Raw genomic sequence first — 21,834 nt, 5'->3', positions numbered from 1 at the left:
CCCCCGCCCCCCGCCCCACCCAGCCCCCCGCCCGAGCGCGCCCCCCCGGCGGCTCCGCGCCGCCACGCCGGCCCGCGCCGCGAGCGCTTCTAGCCCGGCGCCCGACCCGACCGCGGCGCCGAGCCGCGCCATGGCGGCCCCCGGCCGGATGCGCGCCCCCCGCGCCGCGAGCGGGCGCCCGATCCCGATTCGCCCTTCGCCAAGCTCGCCGCCCTGAAGGCGCAGCTCGAATCCGGCGAAGGCGGCAAGCGCTGAGGCATCACCGGTCCGCATGAAGGAAGGGCGGCAGCGGCTGGACAAGTGGCTGTGGTTCGCGCGGGTGGCGAAGTCCCGCTCGCTCGCCGCCCGCCTCGTCGAGGACGGCCACGTCCGCCTCAACGGAACCCGGACCACGCTGCCTGCGAAGGGCCTGGCCGTCGGCGACGTGCTGACGGTGGCCGCCGCCCACGCCACGATCATCGTGCGCGTCGTCGATCTCGGGACGCGACGCGGCTCGGCCGAGGTCGCCCGGCGATTGTATGCGGACCTGTCGGCCGGCGGCGAGGCGGCGCAGGCCCGATCGGTTTCCGAGCCCGAGCCGCCCCTGAAATCAGTGTAGACAAGTCACACTCCGGCACCGCGGGCCGGTTGCGGCATGGGTGCGCTTGTCAGCCCCCTTGGCAGGGGCTAGAGCCCTTGCCATCCAAGGGCCGACCCAAGGCCCGTCGACACGCAAGCCGAACGCGTCCTCGCCCGCCCGCGAGACCGTTCGAGCCCCCGGCGACCGCGGATGCGGCCAGCGCGGATCGAGGACGAAAATCGCACCATGACCTACGTCGTCACCGACAATTGCATCAAGTGCAAGTACATGGACTGCGTGGAAGTCTGCCCGGTGGACTGCTTCTACGAAGGCGAGAACATGCTCGTCATCCATCCCGACGAGTGCATCGATTGCGGCGTCTGCGAGCCGGAATGCCCGGCCGAGGCGATCAAGCCGGACACCGAGCCGAACCTTGAGACCTGGCTGAAGGTCAACGCCGACTACGCCAAGGACTGGCCGAACATCACCCAGAAGAAGGACGCTCCCGGCGACGCCAAGGAGTGGGACGGCGTGGCCGGCAAGTTCGAGGCGCACTTCTCCGCCGCCCCCGGCACCGGCGACTGATCACCCCCGCATCGGCCCGCGGCCTCGATGCCGCGGTTGCCTTGCCGGCTCGGTCCCGGCCTCAGCCAAACCGTGCATAACGTGCTTCGGACGGTGTCGAACCGTCGGGAGCGCGTCGCGCTGCTTTGATTCGACGGTTGATTTGTGATACACAATCCGCCTGCCGTCGCTCGCGCCTGACGTGCTGCCTGCCGCGTCCAAAAACGCGAATTCCGGATCGTCCAGGATAACAGGTGGCACGCGCTCGACTGCTGGAGGCTTCGCCTTCGGCGGCCGTTCTATCATGGGCTGCGCACGGCTGCGCCTGGGAGCTTTCGCCTGCCCGACCGATCCGGTCGGCGGCGTTGGTCGGGCGGTTGAAGCCGGGTGTCCCACCCCGGAAAGACATGGTCACGCGGGTGCTTGCAACCCCCCGCGCTTTGTTCTGGAGGCCCTTCTCGCATGACAACAGCCAAGAAGCCGACGACGGGCCGCCAGGGATTCAAGACCGGCGAGGCGGTGGTCTATCCCGCCCACGGCGTCGGCCGCATCACCGCGATCGAGGAGCAGGAGATCGCCGGCTACAAGCTCGAGCTGTTCGTCGTCTCCTTCGAGAAGGACAAGATGGTCCTGCGCGTGCCGACCGCGAAGGCCAACAGCGTCGGCATGCGCAAGCTCGCCGAGCCGGAACTGGTGAAGAAGGCCCTCGACGTGCTGACCGGCCGTGCCCGCGTCAAGCGGACGATGTGGTCGCGCCGCGCCCAGGAATACGAGGCCAAGATCAATTCCGGCGACCTGCTCTCGGTCACCGAGGTGGTGCGCGACCTGTACCGCTCGGAGGCCCAGCCCGAGCAGTCCTACAGCGAGCGCCAGCTCTACGAGGCCGCCCTCGACCGGATCGTGCGCGAGATCTCGACCGTCAACCGGATCACCGAAACCGAGGCGCTCAAGCTGATCGACCAGAGCCTGCAGAAGTCGCCCCGTCGCGGCAAGGCCGAAGCGGAGGCGGAAGCCGAGGCCGACGGCGACGAGGCCATCCAGGAAGAGGCCGCCTGAGAGCGCGCCGACCGGCCGGGATCATTCCGGCCCCGTCCCATCCCGATCAGGCCCGGCGCGCGAGCGTCGGGCTTTTTCGTCCGGGCCGTCGCCCGCTCGATGGAGCGGTGGTCGGGTAACCTTCGATCGCGCAATCGTGCGTCCGACGGAACCGGACATCCTCGGCCCTGTTGGATCGCCGGCGGAACCTTCGCCTTCGCCCTCCCGTTGTTCGGTGCCTTGCGTGGACGCCCGGTCGGACCGGTGCCTCCGCAGGACGCGGCCGAGGCCGCAGCAGCGCTCGGAAGGAAGAGGCAGGCGGCATGGCGGAAATCGCGGGAATTCGTCGGCAGTTCATTCGCACCGCGATGGAAGCGCCGTTCCTCCAGCGGGACGAGGAACGCGGGCTGGCGGTGAGCTGGAAGGACGAGCGCGACGAGCGCGCCCTCCACAAGCTGATCTCGGCGCACATGCGCCTCGTGATCGCGCTGGCCGGTCGCTTCCGGCATTACGGCCTGCCGATGGCCGACCTCGTCCAGGAAGGCCATGTCGGCCTGATGGAGGCCGCCGCCCGGTTCGAGCCGGAGCGCGAGGTGCGGTTCTCGACCTACGCGACATGGTGGATCAGGGCCTCGATCCAGGACTACATCCTGCGCAACTGGTCGATCGTCCGCGGCGGCACCAGCTCGGCGCAGAAGGCGCTGTTCTTCAACCTGCGGCGGCTGCGCGCACGCCTGATGCAATCGACCGAGGAGCGCGTCGGCGACGAGATCCACCGCCGCATCGCCACCGCCATCGGCGTCTCCCGCGAGGACGTGGCGCTGATGGACGCCCGCCTGTCCGGCCCGGACATGTCGCTCAACGCCTCGGTCGGCGAGGAGAGCGAGGCCTCGTCCGAGCGCATGGACTTCCTCGTCGACGGCGCGGCGCTGCCCGACGAGACCGTGACCGCCACGGTGGACGGCGAGCGCCGCCATCTCTGGCTGCAGCAGGCGCTGACCGTCCTGTCCGAGCGCGAGTTGCGCATCCTGCGCGAGCGCCGCCTCGCCGAGGATCAGGCCACGCTGGAAGCCCTCGGGCATCGCCTCGGCATCTCCAAGGAGCGCGTCCGCCAGATCGAGAACCGCGCCCTCGAGAAGCTCCGCCGGGCCCTGGCCGACCGCTTCCCGCAGACGACCGGCGCCGCCTACGCCGGGTAGGACGCCTCTCCGCATCGATGACGAGAAAGGCCCGACCGGATGGTCGGGCCTTTCTCGTTTTCGCGACGTCCCGTCTTCCCTCCCCCGCAGCGGGGGGAGGGAGAGCGTCGCCCCCTACTTCGTCGACGTGCCCGTCGAGCCGGTGGCGTCCACCGGGCCCGGCTTGATGCTCCACAGCTCGGTCGGCAGGGCCGCCGGGGCGTCGGGCTTGTGGAAGGCCGAGTCCTGAATGTGCGAGGTCGTGAACAGGATGGTGCCGTCCGGCGCCTCGGCGAAGGTGTCGGGCCAGCGCAGGCGCGGATCCTGGATCAGCACCGTCGGCTTCCCGCCCTTGGCGGACAGGTCGCGGACCTTCACTGCGTTCTCCTCCGGCGCGCTGACGTACATCCGGCCGTCGTGCCGGCTGATGATCAGGCCGTCGGCGGGGCCGTTCTCGCCCACCGTCTCGACCTTGCCCGACAGGCTCTTGTCGGTGAGCGCGCTCGGCACCACCGAAGACGTCAACCACCCGGTCAGCGCGTCGGTCGGGAGGCTGTAGAGCGTCTTGCCCTTGATCGCCTGCCAGTAGAGCGTCTTGCCGTCGGGCGAGAGCGCGATGCCGTCGGCCGCGAACTCGACGCCGCGCCCGTCGGGCCGGCGCAGGGGCTTGCCGTCGTAGGTCACGGTCACGCTCTTGTCGGGCATGGTGGTCGGGTCGCCGTCGAGCAGGCGACGGGCCTTGCCGCTGTCGAGGTCGACCACGACGAGGGCGCCGCTTGCGCCGGAATCGGTGAGGTAGGCGGTCTTGCCGTCGGGCGAGAAGCGCACGTCGTTCAGGTACGAGCCCTGGGGCGCCACCGTCTCGTCGAAGGCGATGGTGCGGGCGGGCTTGTTGGTGGTCAGGTCGATCTCGACGAGCTTCGGCCCGTCCTTGACCACCGCCGCCATCGCGGGGGCGGCCGGATCGAGCACCCAGACGTTGCCCTTCGGGTCGGCGACCACGCTCTGAACGCAGATCCAATGGTTGCGCGCGTCGACCTCGTCCTTCTTCGCGTTGCGCCACGCATTCCACTCGGCATCGGGGAACGGCGTCAGCTTGCCGTCCTTCAGCTCGGCGACCGAGATCGTGGTATCCTCGGTCCAGCGTGGGAAGTTGACGAAGATGCGCCCGTCCTTTCCGACGGTGACGCCGGTGACCTGATGCTCGAAGCTCGCCACCTTGGTCAGCGCCGGCGCGGTGCCGGGCTGGGACGCGACCGTTTCCTGCGCCACGGCGGCGCCGGAGAATGCGGTTCCGGCAAGGAGGGCGCTGCCGAGGACGAGGCGCGCGCGGATGCCGGTGATCGTCATGGTCATGGAGAACCTTTATTCGGGGCGGCGGACGCGCCGCATCAGCCCAGACAACGCAGCCGGAGCCGGCCAAGCTTCATCGGATTGGCATCGTTCCGGGACGATCAGCGATGGTCGGCGCCCGCCGGCCCGGCGGTGGCGGCGAGGGTGCGGGCCATCCGCTCGATCCGCTCGGCGGCCCGCGACACGCCGTCGGAGACGCGGGCCGACCGATCCGCCTCGACCGCCTGCGACGCGGCCACCTCGGCGCGCAGCCGCTCGGCCTCGGCCTCCGCCATCGCGACCCGGCGCTTCAGCTCCGACACCTCGTCGGAGATGGTCAGCGCCGCCATCACCTGCAGGCGCATGTCGCCGATCTCGCCGAAGGCCTTGCGCATGTCGGCGACCCGCGCGCCGAGGTCGGCGGCGAGCGCCGCCAGATGCGCCTCCTCGCCCTCGCCGCAGGCCATGCGGTAGCTCTTGCCGTCGATGGTGACGCTGATCTGGGGCATGCGTGCTGCAGGTCGGCCGAGGACGAGAAAATCGGGACGTCGGCGGATTGGGCGCGTGCGCGCCGCCCGGTCAAGGGTCCGGGCGGGCGAGCACGGTCTCGACGGTGCCGATCGCCCGATCCAGCCGGCGGCCGACCGTGTCGGCGGCGGCCTCGACCTCGGCGAGGCGCGCGCTCGCGGCGTCGAGCGCCGCGGCGAGGCGGGCCCGGTCCTCGGCCATGATCGCGCGCTCCGCCGCGACGTCGTCGGGGTTGGCCTCGGCCTCGAGCCGGCGGGCGACCGCAGCTTCGAGTTGCAGCAGCGCCGCGTCGAGCCTGCGCAGGGCGTCGCCGGTCGGGTCGCCGGTCGGGTCGGTCGGGGGGCTTGCGGCATCGCTCATGTCTGCCGGCAGGTTTCCCCCATGCCGCGAAGGATTTCCAGCCGAATCCGCCGCCGACGCCCAGCCAAATCCAGTCCGGTCAGGCCGCCCGGATTGTTAGGATTTCGCACAGGCGGTCCCCGTCCTTCGCTTTGACAGCCCGGGGCACCATGTTAGAGACCCGCCGCACGCGCCTGACCGGTTCTCGCGCGCGCTTTGTCCGGATACCCGACCCGTGCCAGTCAAGAGGCCCTCGCCCGCATCGTCCGTCTCACGGATGGTCCCCGGCGACCTGTGCCCGGGCCTCGCGTCGGTTCATCCCTGGTTCAATTCGGCGGTTCATAGAGCCGGCCGCAGCACCGGACGGCCGACGCGCCGTTCCGGTACCATCGAACGGCGCCCGCAGGTCGGCGCCTCATCTCGCGAAGGAGTCACGCCGTGACGGTGAAGGTTGCCATCAACGGGTTCGGGCGCATCGGCCGCAACGTTCTGCGCGCGATCCACGAGGCCGGCCGCAAGGACATCGAGGTCGTGGCGATCAACGACCTCGGGCCGGTCGAGACCAACGCGCACCTGCTGCGCTTCGACTCGATCCACGGCCGGTTCAACGCCAAGGTGGTGGTCGACCGCGAGTACATCATCGTCGACGGCAATCGCATCCGCGTCACCGCCGTGCGCAACCCGGCCGAGCTGCCGCACCGCGAGCTCGGCGTCGACATCGCGCTCGAGTGCACCGGCATCTTCACCTCGAAGGACAAGGCCAAGGCCCACCTGGATGCCGGCGCCAAGCGCGTCATCGTCTCGGCGCCCGCCGACGGCGCCGACCTGACGGTGGTCTACGGCGTCAACCACGACAAGCTGACGGCCGATCACCACGTGATCTCGAACGCCTCGTGCACCACCAACTGCCTCGTGCCGGTGGCGAAGGTCCTCAACGACCTCGTCGGGATCGAGCGCGGCTTCATGACCACGATCCACTCCTACACCAACGACCAGCCCTCGCTCGACCAGATGCACAAGGATCTGTACCGGGCCCGCGCCGCCGCGCTCTCGATGATCCCGACCTCGACCGGCGCCGCCAAGGCCGTCGGCCTCGTGCTGCCGGAGCTGAAGGGAAAACTCGACGGCACCTCGATCCGCGTGCCGACCCCGAACGTCTCGGCGGTCGACCTCGTGTTCACCGCCAAGCGCGCCACCTCCGTCGAGGAGATCAACGCGGCGATCGTGGCGGCGGCCGACGGCCCGCTCAAGGGCGTGCTGGCCTACACCGACCAGCCCAACGTCTCGATCGACTTCAACCACGACCCGCACTCGTCGACCTTCCACCTCGACCAGACCAAGGTCATGGACGGCACCTTCGTGCGCATCCTCGCCTGGTACGACAACGAGTGGGGCTTCTCGAACCGCATGGCCGACACGGCCGTGGCGATGGCCAAGCTGATCTGACGAGCCGATCTGATCCGTCTCCCCCGGCCGGCTCGCGGACACCCCGCGGGCCGGCGGTTTCGCGACCCGGCCCGACCATCCGCGAAAAGCCGCGCCCCGCCGGGCCGCCCTCCGAACCGCAGACGAGAAAGGGTCCGTGACGAATGACCGACGCCCCCAAGACCGCGACCGGGCAGGACTTCATCCCGACGACGACTTCGCCCGTCGACACCCGGCCCGTCGATACCCGGCCTGTTGAGGCCAAGCCCGTCGAGGCCAAGCCCGCGGCCGCCGGTCCGGCCGGCGCGACGCCGATCGCCGCCAACCAGCTGTTCGACCAGCTCGCGCGGATCGAGGACAAGACCTCGCGGATCGAGGACAAGTACGCCCGCTCGGAGTCGCTGCTGACCCGGGTCGAGGACAAGGTCGAGGGCGCCTCGAACCGCATGAACGAGGCGGCCCGCCAGTCCGACCTCGCGGCGCTCCGCTCGGAGATGCGCGGCCTGACCGAGCGCCTGCGGCGCCTGCCCGGCACCGGCGCCCTCGTGCTCACCGCGATCATCACCGCCGTGCTGACCGTCGTGCTGATGATCGCCGTGCAGCGGCTCAACCTCGACAGCCTGCTGCCGCCGCGCGCGAACGCGACCGCCGCGGCGCCGGCCCCCGCCCCCGCCCCTTCGCCCGCGCGCTGACCGAAAGCCGACCGGAGCCCGACCGCATGACCGCCTTCCGCACCCTCGACGATACCGGCCCGCTCGCCGGCAAGCGCGTCCTGCTCCGCGTCGACCTCAACGTCCCGATGGAGGCCGGCCGCGTCACCGACGCGACCCGGATCGAGCGCGTGGTGCCGACGATTCGCGAGATCGCGGGCCAGGGCGGCAAGGTCGTGCTGCTCGCCCATTTCGGCCGGCCGAAGGGCAAGCGCGAGGCCAAGGACTCGCTCCGGCCCGTCGTCGCCACCCTGTCGGACAAGCTCGGAAGCCCGGTGGCCTTCGCCGAGGATTGCGTCGGCGAGGCCGCCGCGACCGCCGTCGCCGCGATGCGGGACGGCGACGTGCTGCTGCTGGAGAACACCCGCTACCACGCCGGCGAGGAGAAGAACGACGCGGCCTTCGCCGACGCGCTCGCGACGAACGGCGACGTCTACGTCAACGAGGCGTTCTCGGCCGCCCACCGGGCGCACGCCTCGACGGAAGGCCTCGCCCATCGCCTGCCGGCCTATGCCGGACGCCTGATGCAGGCCGAGCTCGATGCCCTGACCAAGGGTCTCGAGGCGCCCAAGCGCCCGGTGATCGCGCTCGTCGGGGGTGCCAAGGTCTCGTCGAAAATCGACCTGTTGGAGAACCTCGTCACCAAGGTCGACATGCTGGTGATCGGCGGCGGCATGGCCAACACCTTCCTGCACGCGCAGGGCAAGGCGGTCGGCAAGTCGCTGTGCGAGAAGGACCTCGCCGAGACCGCCCTGCGCATCCTGGCCGCGGCCGAGTCCGCGAAATGCCGGATCATCCTGCCGGTCGACGCGGTCGTCGCCTCCGAGTTCAAGGCGAATGCCGCCAACGAGACGGTGCCCGTCGACGCGGTGCCCGAGGGCGGCATGATCCTCGACGCCGGCCCGAGATCGGTCGCCGAGATCGACGCGGCGATCGACGAAGCCGCGACCCTGGTCTGGAACGGCCCGCTCGGCGCCTTCGAGATGACGCCGTTCGATGCCGCCACGGTCGCCGCGGCGCGGCACGCGGCCGAGCGCACCACGGCCGGCAAGCTGGTCTCGGTCGCCGGCGGCGGCGATACCGTGGCCGCCCTGAACCATGCCGGCGTGTCGGAGCGGTTCTCCTACATCTCGACCGCCGGCGGCGCCTTCCTCGAATGGCTGGAGGGCAAGACCCTGCCCGGCGTCGAGGCGCTGCGCGCCAAGGACTGAGCCGCGAAACGATTTCGCGCCGCCCCACGCGATCCAGGCGTGCCGTGGCGGCGTTCTTCCCCCACAGACCCGAACAGAGCTTAGACGGAGCACGGACGATGGCGCGGATCACGTTGAGGCAGCTTCTCGATCACGCGGCCGAGTACGGCTACGGCGTGCCGGCCTTCAACATGAACAACATGGAGCAGGGGCTCGCCATCATGGCGGCCGCCGACGCCACCGATTCCCCGGTGATCCTGCAGGCGAGCAAGGGCGCCCGCGCCTACGCCAACGACATCGTCCTGGCCAAGCTCATCGACGGGCTCGTCGAGATCTACCCGCACATCCCCGTCTGCATGCATCTCGACCACGGCAGCGACGAGGCCACCTGCGCCACCGCGATCCAGTACGGCTTCACCTCGGTGATGATGGACGGGTCGCTCAAGGCCGACGGCAAGACCCCGGCCGACTACGCTTACAACGTCGGCATCACCCACAAGGTGTCGGAGATGGCGCACTGGGCCGGCGTCTCGGTGGAGGGCGAGCTCGGCGTGCTCGGCTCCCTCGAGAGCGGCGAGGGTGAGGCCGAGGACGGCCACGGCGCGGAAGGGGTGCTCAGCCACGACCAGCTCCTCACCGACCCGGACGAGGCGGTGAAGTTCGTCGCCGCCACGAAGGTCGACGCGCTCGCGGTCGCGATGGGCACCAGCCACGGCGCCTACAAGTTCACCCGCCAGCCCGACGGCGACGTGCTCGCGATGAACGTCATCGAGGAGATCCATCGGCGCCTGCCGACGACCCACCTCGTGATGCACGGCTCGTCCTCGGTGCCGCAGGAGCTGCAGGACATCATCAACCGGTACGGCGGCCAGATGAAGCCGACCTGGGGCGTGCCGGTCGCCGAGATCCAGCGCGGGATCAAGCACGGCGTGCGCAAGATCAACATCGACACCGACAACCGCATGGCGCTGACCGGCCAGATCCGGAAGGTGCTGGCCGAGAATCCGTCCGAGTTCGATCCGCGCAAGTACCTCAAGCCCGCCATGGAGGCGATGACCAAGCTGTGCAAGCAGCGCTTCGAGGAGTTCGGCACCGCCGGCCAGGGCTCGAAGATCCGCCCGATCTCGGTCTCGGCCATGGCCAAGCGCTACGCCAACGGCTCGCTCGACCCGAAGATCACCGCGAACTGAGGCGACCCGTCTTCGTTCCAGGCGATCGGAGGGACGAGCTCCACCCGATCGCCCCATACCCGTCATTCCGGGGCGCCGAAGGGCGAACCCGGAATCCGGATCCACCGACGGAACCGAACCGATCGCGCCCTGTGGTTCCGGATTCTGGGCCCTGCCGCGCAGCCCCGGAATGACGAGCGGGCCTGACAAGGTCTGCGCAGGACGGCGGGATCGATCGCCTTCGCAGCCCCTGAAACGTCCCTCTCCGCTTCCCCGACGCGCTGCGCGGCAGTATCAGGGCGCATGACCGACGCACCCCGCCTCACCCTGCTGACGCCGCATCGCATCGGGCCCGAGCATGTCGACGCGCTGCTGCCCGCGCTCGAGCGCGCCTGCGGCGCCGGCGATGTGGCCGCGGTGATCCTGCGGCTGGCGCCGTCCGACGAGCGCAGCCTGATCGCCCTAGTCAAGCGCGTCGCCCCCGCCGTGCAGGCGGCTGGGGCGGCCCTGGTCGTCGCCGCGGCGGGCTTCCCGGGCGACCTCGTCAGCGTCTCGGCCCGCGGCGGCGCCGACGGCATCCACGTCGACAAGCCCGAGGACGGCACGCTGCAGGAGCTGCGCGGGCGCCTGCGCGACGGCCGCATCCTCGGCGTCGGCGGGATCGAGACCCGGCACGCGGCGATGGATGCGGGCGAGGCGGGCATCGACTACTTGATGTTCGGCGGCCTCTACCCGGACGGCGTCGCCGCCGAACCCGAGGCGGTGCGTGAGCGCACCGCGTGGTGGGCCGAGATCTTCGAGACCCCCTGCATCGGCGTCGCCTGCGCCGAGACCGAGATCGCCGGGCTCGCGGCCACCGGCGCCGAGTTCGTCGGGCTGGAGAGCGGCCTGTGGATGGACGATCCCGCACGCATCGCGACGCTGCAGACGTCGCTGTCGGAGGTCGCCTCGTGAGGCGGCTCCGCGCCCTCGGATTCGCACTGCTCATGGCCGGGGGGGCCGTCTCCGCCGGCGGCCCCGCCGTCGCGTCCCCCGGCACGGTCGAGCCGGCCAAGACGCCGGGCACCGATCCGGTGAAGCCGCCGATGCGCGAGCTGCCGACCCCCTACACCATCGGCTATTCCGGCGGCGCCCGCCCGCCGCCGACCGACCGCACGCCGGACTTCGCCTACGGAGCCTATCAGCGCGGGCAGTACGTGACCGCGTTCCGGGAGGCGACGAAGCGGCTCGAGGCCGACCGCAAGGACGCGGCGGCGATGACGCTGCTCGGCGAGTTGTACAACCAGGGCCTCGGCATCAAGCCGGATCCGGTGAAGGCCGCCGACTGGTACCGCCTCGCCGCGGCGCAGGGCGAGCCCGGGGCGATGTCCTCGCTCGGGCTGATGTCCCTCGACGGGCGTGGTGTGCCCAAGGACCCGAAGGCCGGCCGGCGCTGGCTGGAGCAGGCGGCCGAGCACGGCTCGCCGACCGCGGCCTACAACTTCGCGCTGCTGCTGCTCGGCAGTGGCAGCGAGGCCGACCTGACGCGGGCGGCGACGATGTTCCGCAAGGCCGCCGACGGCGAGATCGGCCCGGCCCAGCACGATCTCGGGGTGCTCTACCTGCAGGGCCGCGGCGTGCCGCAGGACGCGACCAAGGCGGCCGAGCTGTTCCGGCGGGCGGCCGACAACGGCGACCTCGCCGGGGAGGTCGAGTTCGCGATCCTGCTGTTCAACGGCAAGGGCCTTCCGAAGGACGAGGGACGCGCCGCCCGCTACTTCCTGCACGCGGCCGCCCGCGGCAACGCCATCGCCCAGAACCGCGTCGCACGGCTCTACGCCACCGGTCGCGGCGTGCCGAAGAACCCGGTCGAGGCCGCGGCCTGGAACCTCACGGCGGCCGGCCAGGGGCTGTCGGATGCCTGGCTCGACCAGGCGCTCGCCGGGCTCACCGCCGACGAGCGCACCCGCGCCGAAAGGCTGGCCGGCGACCGGTCCGAGGCGCGCTGAGCCCGCGCGGACCGGCGGCGGCGCTCAGAGCTTGCAGGCGCCGTCGAGGGCCGCGTTCTCGGCTGCGGTGAACAGGCGCGAGCGGATGTGGAAGCGTTTCTCGCGGCCGTTCTCGAGGGAGAACATGCCGCCGCGCCCGGGCACCACGTCGAGCATGATGTGGGTGTGCTTCCAGACCGCGAATTGCGGGCGGCTGATGTAGAAGTCCGCGCCGCCGACCTGGCCGAGATGGACGTCGCCGTCGCCGGTGATGAAGTCGCCGACGCCGTAGCACATCGGCGAGGAGCCGTCGCAGCACCCGCCCGACTGATGGAACATCACCGGGCCGTGCTCGGCCCGCAGCTCCGCGATCAGCTCGAGGGCGGCGGGCGTCGCGGTGACCCGCAGCGGCGTGCCGTCGACGCCGGCCTGCTCGGCGGTGGTCTCGGTCGTCGCGGTCTCCGTCATGCGTCGCTCCCGTTCGCCGTGCTCGCCCGGCTCGATCCTATGTGGATCGCGCCGCGCCGAAATGCAGGGGGCCCGCGCCGGGCGGCGATCGGAACCGGCAAAAAGCCCCGGCCGTTGCGGGCCGGGGCAAGGTCGTCTCGGGCGACGTCGTCTTGCGGTCGAGACCGAAGCCCCCGCCTTGGCGGCCGGGGCGGTTTCTCGCAGGCCTAGAAGAAGCCGAGCTTCTTGGCCGAGTAGCTCACCAGCATGTTCTTGGTCTGCTGGTAGTGGTCGAGCATCATGCGGTGGTTCTCGCGGCCGATGCCGGACTGCTTGTAGCCGCCGAAGGCCGCGTGGGCCGGGTAGGCGTGGTAGCAGTTGGTCCAGACGCGGCCGGCCTGGATCGAGCGGCCGAAGCGGTAGGCGCGGGTGCCGTCGCGGGTCCACACGCCGGCGCCGAGGCCGTAGAGCGTGTCGTTGGCGATGGCGAGCGCGTCGGCGTCGTCCCTGAAGGTCGTCACCGAGAGCACCGGCCCGAAGATCTCCTCCTGGAAGATCCGCATCTTGTTGTGGCCCTGGAGCACCGTCGGCTGCACGTAGAAGCCGTCGGCCAGGTCGCCATCCTTCACGTTGCGCGCGCCGCCGGTGAGCACCTGCGCGCCCTCCTGCCGGCCGATGTCGATGTAGGAGAGGATCTTCTCCATCTGCTCGGACGAGGCCTGCGCGCCGATCATCGTCGTGGGATCGAGGGGCGAGCCCTGGGTGATCGCCTCGACGCGCTTGACCGCGCGCTCCATGAACCGGTCGTAGATCGACTCGTGCACGAGCGCGCGGCTCGGGCAGGTGCAGACCTCGCCCTGGTTGAGGGCGAACATGGTGAAGCCTTCGAGCGCCTTGTCGAAGAAATCGTCGTCCTCGTTGGCCACGTCCGCGAAGAAGATGTTCGGCGACTTGCCGCCGAGCTCCAGCGTCACCGGGATCAGGTTCTGCGAGGCGTACTGCATGATCAGCCGGCCCGTCGTCGTCTCGCCGGTGAAGGCGATCTTGGCGATGCGGGGCGAGGAGGCGAGCGGCTTGCCGCATTCCAGGCCGAAGCCGTTGATGACGTTGAGCGTGCCCGGCGGCAGCAGGTCGGCGATCAGCTCCAGCACCACGAGGATCGAGGCCGGGGTCTGCTCGGCCGGCTTCAGCACGATGCAGTTGCCGGCGGCGAGCGCCGGGGCGACCTTCCACACCGCCATCAGGATCGGGAAGTTCCACGGGATGATCTGGCCGACGACGCCCAGCGGCTCGTGGAAGTGGTAGGCGACCGTGTCGTGGTCGATCTCGGAGATGCCGCCTTCCTGGGCGCGGATGCAGCCGGCGAAGTAGCGGAAGTGGTCGATGGCGAGCGGGATGTCGGCGTTCACCGTCTCGCGGATCGGCTTGCCGTTGTCCCAGGTCTCGGCCAGCGCGATCAGGTCGAGGTTCTCCTCCATCCGGTCGGCGATCTTGTTGAGGATGCGGGCGCGCTCGCCGGCCGAGGTGCGGCCCCAGGCCTCCTTGGCGGCGTGGGCGGCGTCGAGCGCCTTCTCCACGTCCTGCGCGTCCGAGCGGGCGACCTCGCAGATGACCCGGCCGGTGATCGGCGAGGTGTTCTCGAAGTAGCGGCCGTTCGCCGGCGCGACCCACTGCCCGCCGATGAAGTTGTCGTAGCGGGCCGAGAACGGCGACTTGGTCTTGGCGTCGGCCAAGAATTCCGGCTTGTTCATGGTGCTGTTCCTCCGTGCGGTTCCGGCATGGCGTGCCGGCCTTTTTCGGCTTCTCGCTGGCCGATCGCAGCCAAAGCCAGATGGGAGGCCTTGGCAAGTTGGACTTTTGGCCAACCAGGTCCGCGAGCGCTCGTCGGAGGGTAGCCGGATCGCCGCCGTTTGGCGACCGCCGCCGGCAGCAGGGGTCAGCCGCCGCGATTCGCCTTGCGGGTGGCGGCCGCCTTCCTGGCGGAGGCGGAGCGCTCTTCCGGCGTGCGCGCGGCCGAGGCCTTGCCGCCCGCCTTGCCGCCCTTCTCCCCGCCCGCATGCGCCGCCGGGTGGCCGGTGGCCTTGCCCCGGCCGGAGCCGCCGGGCTTCTTGCCGCCGCCGTCGTCCTTGTTGACCGTCGCCCAGGCGCGGGCCTCGGCCTCCTCCTCGGGCACGCCGCGCTTCTCGTACGAGTCGGCGATGTGCTCGGCCTTCCGCACCTGCTTGTCGGTGTACTTGCCCTTGTCGCCCTGCGGCATGATCGACCTCGCGTCTCCGCCCGATTCACCCGTCCGCCGGCGCAGCGTCCTCAGCCGGTCCCGGTCGGCCCGTCTAGGACGGCGCGCACGCGACGGATCAGGTCCGTGCGGCGGTAGGGCTTGTTCAACACGTCGAACTCGGATCCCCCCGCGTCGGTTCGCTCCAGGCTCGCCTCGGCGTAGCCGGTGGTGAGCAGAGCCTTGAGCCGCGGCTGCCGGCGCCGCGCCTCGCGGGCGAGCATCACCCCGTTCATGCCGCCGGGCATGATCAGGTCGGTGAAGATCATGTCGATGCGGTCGTTGCCGTCGAGGATCTCCAGGGCTTCGCGCCCGTTCCCGGCCATCAGCGTGACGTAGCCGAAGTCGCGCAGGATCGTCCGGGCGAGCTCGGCCACGTCCTCGCGGTCGTCGACGATCAGGATGGTCTCGGTGCCCTGGCGCTCGATGGCGCGGGCCGCCGGCTTCGGCGCCTCCTTCACCCCGGTCTCGGTCACCGGGAACGACAGGCGCACGGTGGTGCCCTCCCCCTGGACCGATTCGATCTGGGCCGCGCCGCCCGACTGCTTGGCGAAGCCGTAGACCATCGAGAGGCCGAGCCCGGTACCCTTGCCCTCCTCCTTGGTGGTGAAGAACGGGTCCATCACCCGCGCCAGCACCGAGGGCGGCATGCCGGTGCCGGTGTCGGTGATCGAGACCCGGACGTAGCGGCCGGCGCGCAAGGGGCCGGTCCCGGTGATGTCGCGCTCGGACACGTCGAGGTTCTCGGTGACGATGCGGATGCGGCCGCCCTCCGGCATCGCGTCGCGGGCGTTGATCATCACGTTGAGCAGCGCGACCTCGGCCTGGGTCGGGTCGACCCGGCAGTTCCACAGGTCCGGCGCCGGGTCGTAGTCGACGGTGATCGCTTCGCCGACGGAGCGGGCGACCATGTCGCGCATGCCCTCGATCAGGGCGTTGAGGTTGACCGCACGGCCTTCCAGCCGCTGCTTGCGCGAGAAGGCGAGGAGCTGCTGCGTCAGCGTCGTGGCGCGCTGCGCGGCCTGGCGGATGTTGTCGGCGGCACGCCCGAGGCGACCCTTGTCGGCATCCGGCTTCTCGAGCCCGGCGCTGAGGATGTCGACGTAGCCGACGATGACCTGGAGCAAGTTGTTGAAATCGTGCGCGATGCCGCCGGTGAGCTGGCCGAGCGCCTCCATCTTCTGGGCCTGGCCCAGGGCCTCCTCGGCGTCGCGGCGGCGCGACACGTCGAGCTGCGAGGCGAAGAAGTACAGCAGCTCCCCCGCGGTGTCGTAGAGCGGCGAGACGAACAGCGCGTTCCAGAAAGTCGAGCCGTCCTTGCGGTAGTTCAGGATCTCGGTGCTGTATTCGCGCCGCTCGTCGATCGCCGCGCGCACCTGCGCGACCGCCTCGCGGTCGGTCTCCGGTCCCTGCAGGAAGCGGCAGTTGCGGCCGACGATCTCCTCGCGGCTGTAGCCGGACATCGCGATGAAGGCGTTGTTGGCGAAGATGATCGGGTTGTCAGACTGGCGCGGGTCCGTCACCGTCATCGGCATGCGGGTCGTCTCGACGGCCGCGAAGAAGATCTCGTTGCGCGGGTCCGACATGGCGGAGACGGACCCGGTGCCGACACGGGTGGTGCGGCCGGTCGGCGGTGTCTCGGGCGTCTGGGTCATGTCGACGGGGTCTCATCCTTCGGCATCGGTCGGCCGCTCCATCGCTTCGTTCGACGCCGGCGAGCCGCTGCCCCTGCGCAAACGCGTTCTGGCGCACGATCCGGATCGACGCCACCGCGATAACGCCAGGGGGCACCCGGGCGATCCCGGCATTCTGGCGAAGGTCAGGCCCGCGCCGAAGCCGAAAGCGCGGATGCCGCCCGTCGAGCCGGTCTCGCGCATCGGCGAAGGCGTGATCCGCGGTCCTCGCGGGCGAGCCGTCGCGCCGGCCGGTGCACGACGTCGCCCACATCGTCGACCGCCGCCGCTACTCGGCGGCCTGCGGCAAGCGGGGCTCGGATCGCGCGGCCGGATGCGCCGGCGCCGCCGCCGGCATGCGCGAGACCGCGATGGCGTTCTCGATCGCGTCGTTGAGCGTCGTGACCAGGAAGTCGGCCGAGGTCGCCCGGCGCAGGCGATCGAGGGTGGCGGGATCGCGCTCGCCCCAGAACCCGACGAGGACGCTGACGCCCGGCACCGCGGCGCGCGCCTGCCGCACGGTGAAGCGGATCTGCGACAGGCTCACCGGCTCGAGATAGGAGAAGCAGATCATCGCCAGGCTGCCGACATCCTTCGGCCGCGCGCCGGCGCGGATCGCGGACATCGCGATCACCTCGGAGCGCAGGCCGTGGCGGTCGAGGGTCTGGCTCAGCATCAGCGTCGCCGCCTCGTCGAACGGGCCGCGGCTCGAGACGCAGAGCACCGGCACCGCGCCGCGCCAGGCCGGCGCGAGGTCCGACGGCTTGAGCACGACGGCGGCGACCTTGCGGTCCGGCCCCGCCGCGGCGACGGCGGCGGCGGCCTCGGAGCTCCCGGTGCGGGCCTTGCCCCTGCCGGGGCGCCGGGCCACCGGCATGGTGCCGAGCCGCGCGACCACGGTGCGGATCGCGGCGCCGACCTCGCCCTGGCGCTCCCGGTCGAGCGTCCCGCGCGACAGGTCCTCCTGCGCCAGCCTGAGGCCGGCGAGCACGACCTCGTCGTAGTAGGTGACGAGCGCCCGCTCCTTGAGGAACTGCCGGCCCTGGTCGATCGCCTCGGCCGGATCGTTGGCGAGCATGCGCTGGTAGAAGATCTCCGGCGGATCGAGGGCCGGCTGGTCGCCGAGCAGCACGTCGAGATACCAGAGCCGGTCGACGTGGCGGCCGAGCACAACGAGGCAGACGGTGAGCGGGGTGGCGAGCACGAGGCCGATCGGCCCCCACAGGAAGGTCCAGATGGTCGCCGAGAGGATGACCGCGATCGGCGAGAGCCCGGTGGAGTGCCCGTAGAGCAGCGGCTCGATCACGTGGCCGGCGATCGGCTCGACCACCAGGAACAGGGCCGCGGTGGCGATCACCATAGTCCAGCCCGGATCGACCGAGGCCGCCAGCACCAGCGGCAGCAGGGCGCTGATCGCGGCGCCGATATAGGGCACGAAGCGCAGGATCGCCGCGAGCACCCCGAACAAGGTCGGGCTCGGCACGCCGATCAGCCACAGCCCGACGCCGATCACCACGCCGAAGGCGACGTTGAGGGCGAGCTGCGCCAGGAAGAACCGGCTGAGGCGGCGCGCCGCGTCGTCGATCGCCGCGGTGGTGCGGCGCAGGTCGCCCGAGCCGCCGGCCAGCCGGATCATCCGGTTCCGCAGGTCCTCGCGCTGGAGCAGGATGAAGATCGTGAAGATCAGGATCAGGCCGGTGGTGGCCAGCGGGTGCAGGATCGGCCCGGCGAAGGTCTGGAGGTTCTCGACGAAGCCGGCCCGCGCCGCGCGGATCTCGACGGTGAGCGGATGCCCGGCAGTGCCCGGATCGCCCTTCAGCTCGGGCGGAGGCGGCGGCGACAGCGTCGCGCTCAGGTCTTGGAACACGTCGACGATTCGCGACAGCGTGCCGGTGTCGGCGGTCGCCCCGCGCAGGGACTTGATCTTGTCCTGCATCACCAGGGAATAGCGCGGCAGGTCGGACACAAGCTGGCCGCCCTCGCGCGCGATCAGGGTTCCGATCCCGAACAGCGCGCCGAACACCACCACGACGACGAGCAGCACCGCCGGCACCCGCGGCACGCGGATATGCCCGAGCAGGCGCACCGCCGGCACCAGGACGAAGCTCAGCAGGATCGCCAGCGTCACCGGAACGAGGATGTCGCGCCCGAAATACAGCGCCGCCATCACCGCGACGACGAGGAGGAACGAGGCCAGCGCGACGAAGACCGGCAGGCCGTTCTTGAGGCGCTGCGCGGTGACGGGATCGTCGCTCATGGGATTACGCTCCGGTTACGCTGAAGTCCGCCGCCGCCTCTTCCCTCCCCCCTGCGGGAGAGGGTGGCCCGCGAAGCGGGTCGGGAGAAGGGAGCGCGTTGTCCGGAGAGGTCGCTCCCCTCTCCCGACCCTCGCCGACGCGAGGCCCACCCTCCCCCGCTCCAGGGGGAGGGAAGAATGGCCCGCCTCAGGCCGACGCCGTCTCGCCCAACGCCGCGCTGATCTGGCTGAGCAGCTTCGAGAAATCGACGGGCTTCGGGTGGTAGTCGTCGCAGCCGGCCTGGATCGCCTTGTCGCGGTCGCCCGACATGGCGTGGGCGGTGAGCGCGATGATCGGGATGCCGCGGGTGTCGCTGCCGGACTTCAGCGCGCGCGCCGCCGACCAGCCGTCGAGGATCGGCAGGTTCATGTCGAGCAGGATCACGTCGGGGCGCCCCGAGCGCGCCTGCTGCACCCCGGCCTCGCCGTCATGGGCCAGGATCACCTCGTACCCGCGACGCTTGAGCCGGCGGGACAGGAAATCCCAGATCTCCTCATGATCTTCGACCAGCAGTATCTTGAGCATGGATGATGGATCCCTCGACGCATGACCGTCAGACGCGTCGCCGCCGCGCGTCGATACCCAACGCACGGCGGCCCGCGATCGTCCGATTTTTGTATTTAGCCCCTCGTGGCAGATCGTCCGCCCGAGGGGAAGACGCCGAAATCAGCGATCGGATTCGTCGAGGTGGAAGTGGACCTCGTGGATGTTGGCCCGCTCGAAGGCCTGCATCACGTGCTGGTAGGACCGCTCCATCTCCGTCACCGCGTCGCCGGGCGTGTCGTCCGGCTTCAGCACGAACATCAGCATCGAGCGGCCGGTGACGTCGTAGCGCTCGCCCGAGGCGAAGCTCGCGATCTCCTGGCTGTCGGGCAGGTTGGTGTCGAGCAGGCGCGTCCAGGCCGATCCGCCGACCGATTCCGGCAGGGTGAACTGCACGAGGTCGTGGTAGGCGTTGTACATGATGAGCAGGGTGGCATCGCCGCCGCGGCGGTGAACGCCGGTCGCCTGGGCCCGCCCGTCGAGCAGCACCGCGAGCGAACGCGCGCCGCCGTCGGTCCAGTTCTCGGACCCCATCTCGGCCCCGTCCGGACGCAGCCAGGTCACGTCCTTGACGCCGAACTCCTCGTCGTACCGGCCCGTGAGGAAGCGGCCGCGGCTCAGGATCGGCAGCGCGTTGCGCAGCAGGATCAGGCGTTGGGTGAACTCGGCGAGATCGCGCTCCTCGGCGCCGATCGCCCCCCAGTCGATCCACGACACCTCGTTGTCCTGGCAGTAGGCGTTGTTGTTGCCCTTCTGCGTCCGCGCGAACTCGTCGCCGGCCAGCAGCATCGGCGTCCCGTGGGACAGGAACAGGGTCGCCAGCATGTTGCGCATCTGGCGCAGGCGCACGGCGCGGATCGCCGGGTCGTCGGTCGGTCCCTCGACGCCGTAATTGTACGAGAGGTTGTGAGAATGGCCGTCGCGGTTGTTCTCGCCGTTGGCCTCGTTGTGCTTGTCGTTGTAGGCGACCGTGTCGTGCAGGGTGAAGCCGTCATGCGCGGTGAGGAAGTTCACCGAGGCCCAGGGCTTGCGCCCGCGCTTGTTGAACTTGTCGGCCGAGCCGGTGATGCGGTTGGCGAGATCGGGCAGCAGACCCTCGTCGCCCTTCCAGTAGCCGCGGACGTCGTCGCGGAAGCGGTCGTTCCACTCGGCCCAGCCCGGCGGGAAGCCGCCGACCTGGTAGCCGCCCGGGCCGCAATCCCACGGCTCGGCGATGAGCTTCACGTCGTTCAGCACCGGGTCCTGGCGGCAGGCGTCGAGGAAGCCGCCGCCCTCGTCGAAGCCGTGCGGCTCGCGGCCCAGGATGGTGGCGAGGTCGAAGCGGAAGCCGTCGACGCGCATCTCGGTCGCCCAGTAGCGCAGGCTGTCCATGACGAGCTGCAGCACGCGCGGATGCGAGAGGTTGAAGGTGTTCCCGGTGCCGGTGTCGTTGATGTAGTAGCGCTCCTGCCCCGGCAGCAGCCGGTAGTAGGAAGCGTTGTCGATCCCCTTGAACGACAGGGTCGGGCCCTTCTCGTTGCCCTCGGCGGTGTGGTTGTAGACCACGTCGAGGATCACCTCGAGGCCGGCGCCGTGCAGGCGCGCGACCATCTCCTTGAACTCGGAGAAGGCGAAGTCCGGCACCGCCGCGTAGCGCCGCGCGGGGGTGAAGAACGAGATCGTGTTGTATCCCCAGTAATTGACCAGGTTCTTTTCCTGCAGGTAGTCGTCCTGAACGAAGGCGTGGACCGGCAGCAGCTCCACCGCGGTGACGCCGAGGCTCTTGATGTAGTCGAGCACGTCGGGGTTGCCGAGGCCCGCATAGGTGCCGCGCAGGCGCTCGGACACCCTCGGATGGTTCTTGGTCAGGCCCTTCACGTGGGCCTCGTAGATGATGGTCTTCTCCCAGGGGATGTTCGGCTTGCGGTAGGCGCCCCAGGTGAAGGCCGGGTCGATGACCTGGCTGCGACGGGTGAACGGCGCGCTGTCGCGCTCGTCGAAGGTCAGGTCGTCGCCGGTCTCCATCTGGTAGCCGAACAGGGCCGGGTTCCAGGTGATCGAGCCGACGAGCCCCTTGGCGTAGGGGTCGATCAGCAGCTTGTTGTGGTTGAAGCGGTGCCCGGCCTTGGGCTCGTAGGGGCCGTGGACGCGGTAGCCGTAGATCGTGCCGGGGCGCGCGTCGGGCAGGTACCCGTGCCAGACCTCGTCGGTGTATTCGGGCAGCGCGATACGCTCGATCTCCTTCTCGCCGGACTCGTCGAACAGGCAGAGCTCGACCTTGGTCGCATGGGCGGAGAAGACGGCGAAGTTCACGCCGAGGCCGTCCCAGGTCGCGCCGCGGGGATAGGGCTTGCCTTCCTGGATGCGCGAACGAACGGGACGGGTCGAGGCTGCGTAGCGGTTATGGTCGGCCATGTTCACTCCGGCGGCCGGGGCCGCATCACGACGACCGCTGCCTGACGCTCGGCAGCGGGGCCCCCGGGCCATTTTGTGAACGTGCGTCCGTGGGCGAAGCTCCGCCGTGCGCGAAATTTTTGCAGCGCAGCGAGGGGTGCCGAAGGTTCGGGCGGAAACCGTTCGCGGGCCTGGCATTTTTGCGCAGCCCGGGTTCTTCCACCGCTCCG

20 protein-coding genes are annotated in these 21,834 nt (G+C 70.4%); 10 read left to right on the top strand and 10 right to left on the bottom strand.

Annotated features, from left to right (window positions below; genetic code table 11):
- The first annotated feature begins 271 nt into the window (after positions 1-271).
- The 4 genes from MKK60_RS24085 (at position 272) to MKK60_RS24070 (ending at position 3,357) form a co-directional block, all read left to right on the top strand.
- Positions 272-598: an RNA-binding S4 domain-containing protein gene (locus MKK60_RS24085; RefSeq protein WP_243988848.1), complete on the top strand. Its 327-nt coding sequence runs from the start codon at positions 272-274 to the stop codon at positions 596-598.
- A gap of 207 nt (positions 599-805) precedes the next feature.
- Positions 806-1,144, top strand: a complete 339-nt coding sequence (fdxA, locus tag MKK60_RS24080) for a ferredoxin FdxA (protein WP_147728546.1) — start codon at positions 806-808, stop codon at positions 1,142-1,144.
- A 441-nt stretch (positions 1,145-1,585) separates the two neighbouring features.
- Positions 1,586-2,179 carry a CarD family transcriptional regulator gene (locus MKK60_RS24075; protein ID WP_147728545.1) on the top strand — a complete coding sequence of 198 codons (594 nt, stop codon included), beginning with the start codon at positions 1,586-1,588 and terminating at the stop codon, positions 2,177-2,179.
- Positions 2,180-2,481: 302 nt separating this feature from the next.
- Positions 2,482-3,357: an RNA polymerase factor sigma-32 gene (locus tag MKK60_RS24070; RefSeq protein ID WP_147728544.1), complete on the top strand. Its 876-nt coding sequence runs from the start codon at positions 2,482-2,484 to the stop codon at positions 3,355-3,357.
- Positions 3,358-3,471: 114 nt separating this feature from the next.
- Here MKK60_RS24070 and MKK60_RS24065 read toward each other — a convergent pair whose 3' ends face one another.
- The 3 genes from MKK60_RS24065 to MKK60_RS24055 form a co-directional block, all read right to left on the bottom strand.
- A complete protein-coding gene (locus MKK60_RS24065) occupies positions 3,472-4,692 on the bottom strand; it encodes an SMP-30/gluconolactonase/LRE family protein (protein ID WP_409567449.1) in 1,221 nt (406 codons plus the stop codon).
- A gap of 98 nt (positions 4,693-4,790) precedes the next feature.
- Positions 4,791-5,177: a cell division protein ZapA gene (locus tag MKK60_RS24060; protein WP_243988847.1), complete on the bottom strand. Its 387-nt coding sequence runs from the start codon at positions 5,175-5,177 to the stop codon at positions 4,791-4,793.
- 70 nt (positions 5,178-5,247) lie between these two features.
- The gene (locus tag MKK60_RS24055; RefSeq protein WP_147860338.1) at positions 5,248-5,556 is read right to left on the bottom strand and encodes a DUF4164 family protein; all 309 of its coding nucleotides are present in this window, start codon (positions 5,554-5,556) and stop codon (positions 5,248-5,250) included.
- A gap of 417 nt (positions 5,557-5,973) precedes the next feature.
- Between MKK60_RS24055 and gap the strand changes: the two genes are divergently transcribed.
- The 6 genes from gap (at position 5,974) to MKK60_RS24025 (ending at position 12,017) form a co-directional block, all read left to right on the top strand.
- The gene (gene gap / locus MKK60_RS24050; RefSeq protein WP_243988846.1) at positions 5,974-6,981 is read left to right on the top strand and encodes a type I glyceraldehyde-3-phosphate dehydrogenase; all 1,008 of its coding nucleotides are present in this window, start codon (positions 5,974-5,976) and stop codon (positions 6,979-6,981) included.
- A gap of 143 nt (positions 6,982-7,124) precedes the next feature.
- On the top strand, positions 7,125-7,652 hold the full coding sequence (locus MKK60_RS24045; RefSeq protein WP_243951470.1) for a hypothetical protein: 528 nt from the start codon (positions 7,125-7,127) through the stop codon (positions 7,650-7,652).
- Positions 7,653-7,678: 26 nt separating this feature from the next.
- Positions 7,679-8,881, top strand: coding sequence for a phosphoglycerate kinase (locus MKK60_RS24040; protein WP_243988845.1), 1,203 nt, complete (start codon positions 7,679-7,681; stop codon positions 8,879-8,881).
- A gap of 98 nt (positions 8,882-8,979) precedes the next feature.
- Complete coding sequence (gene fba / locus MKK60_RS24035) at positions 8,980-10,050, top strand: class II fructose-bisphosphate aldolase (RefSeq protein ID WP_147860113.1); 1,071 nt, start codon at positions 8,980-8,982, stop codon at positions 10,048-10,050.
- 282 nt (positions 10,051-10,332) lie between these two features.
- A complete protein-coding gene (locus MKK60_RS24030; RefSeq protein WP_243933887.1) occupies positions 10,333-10,983 on the top strand; it encodes a thiamine phosphate synthase in 651 nt (216 codons plus the stop codon).
- 32 nt (positions 10,984-11,015) lie between these two features.
- Positions 11,016-12,017 carry an SEL1-like repeat protein gene (locus tag MKK60_RS24025; protein WP_243988844.1) on the top strand — a complete coding sequence of 334 codons (1,002 nt, stop codon included), beginning with the start codon at positions 11,016-11,018 and terminating at the stop codon, positions 12,015-12,017.
- Between the two features lie 24 nt (positions 12,018-12,041).
- On the opposite strand, the gene MKK60_RS24020 is transcribed toward MKK60_RS24025, so the two are convergent.
- From MKK60_RS24020 to glgX, 7 genes are all read right to left on the bottom strand, one after another.
- On the bottom strand, positions 12,042-12,464 hold the full coding sequence (locus MKK60_RS24020) for a DUF779 domain-containing protein (protein WP_243933366.1): 423 nt from the start codon (positions 12,462-12,464) through the stop codon (positions 12,042-12,044).
- Between the two features lie 206 nt (positions 12,465-12,670).
- Positions 12,671-14,194, bottom strand: a complete 1,524-nt coding sequence (gene adh, locus MKK60_RS24015) for an aldehyde dehydrogenase (RefSeq protein ID WP_243988843.1) — start codon at positions 14,192-14,194, stop codon at positions 12,671-12,673.
- 185 nt (positions 14,195-14,379) lie between these two features.
- Positions 14,380-14,700 carry a plasmid stabilization protein gene (locus MKK60_RS24010; RefSeq protein ID WP_243933891.1) on the bottom strand — a complete coding sequence of 107 codons (321 nt, stop codon included), beginning with the start codon at positions 14,698-14,700 and terminating at the stop codon, positions 14,380-14,382.
- A gap of 50 nt (positions 14,701-14,750) precedes the next feature.
- Complete coding sequence (locus MKK60_RS24005) at positions 14,751-16,373, bottom strand: hybrid sensor histidine kinase/response regulator (RefSeq protein WP_243988842.1); 1,623 nt, start codon at positions 16,371-16,373, stop codon at positions 14,751-14,753.
- Positions 16,374-16,680: 307 nt separating this feature from the next.
- Positions 16,681-18,648, bottom strand: coding sequence for an AI-2E family transporter (locus MKK60_RS24000; RefSeq protein ID WP_243988841.1), 1,968 nt, complete (start codon positions 18,646-18,648; stop codon positions 16,681-16,683).
- Positions 18,649-18,835: 187 nt separating this feature from the next.
- Positions 18,836-19,213: a response regulator gene (locus tag MKK60_RS23995; protein ID WP_243988840.1), complete on the bottom strand. Its 378-nt coding sequence runs from the start codon at positions 19,211-19,213 to the stop codon at positions 18,836-18,838.
- A 141-nt stretch (positions 19,214-19,354) separates the two neighbouring features.
- Complete coding sequence (gene glgX, locus MKK60_RS23990; protein ID WP_147844239.1) at positions 19,355-21,625, bottom strand: glycogen debranching protein GlgX; 2,271 nt, start codon at positions 21,623-21,625, stop codon at positions 19,355-19,357.
- Positions 21,626-21,834 lie beyond the last annotated feature (209 nt).

Origin of the sequence: Methylobacterium sp. J-092 (assembly GCF_022829325.1) — a bacterium.
Taxonomy (GTDB): Bacteria; Pseudomonadota; Alphaproteobacteria; order Rhizobiales; family Beijerinckiaceae; genus Methylobacterium.
This window is presented reverse-complemented; position numbering and strand designations above follow the sequence as displayed.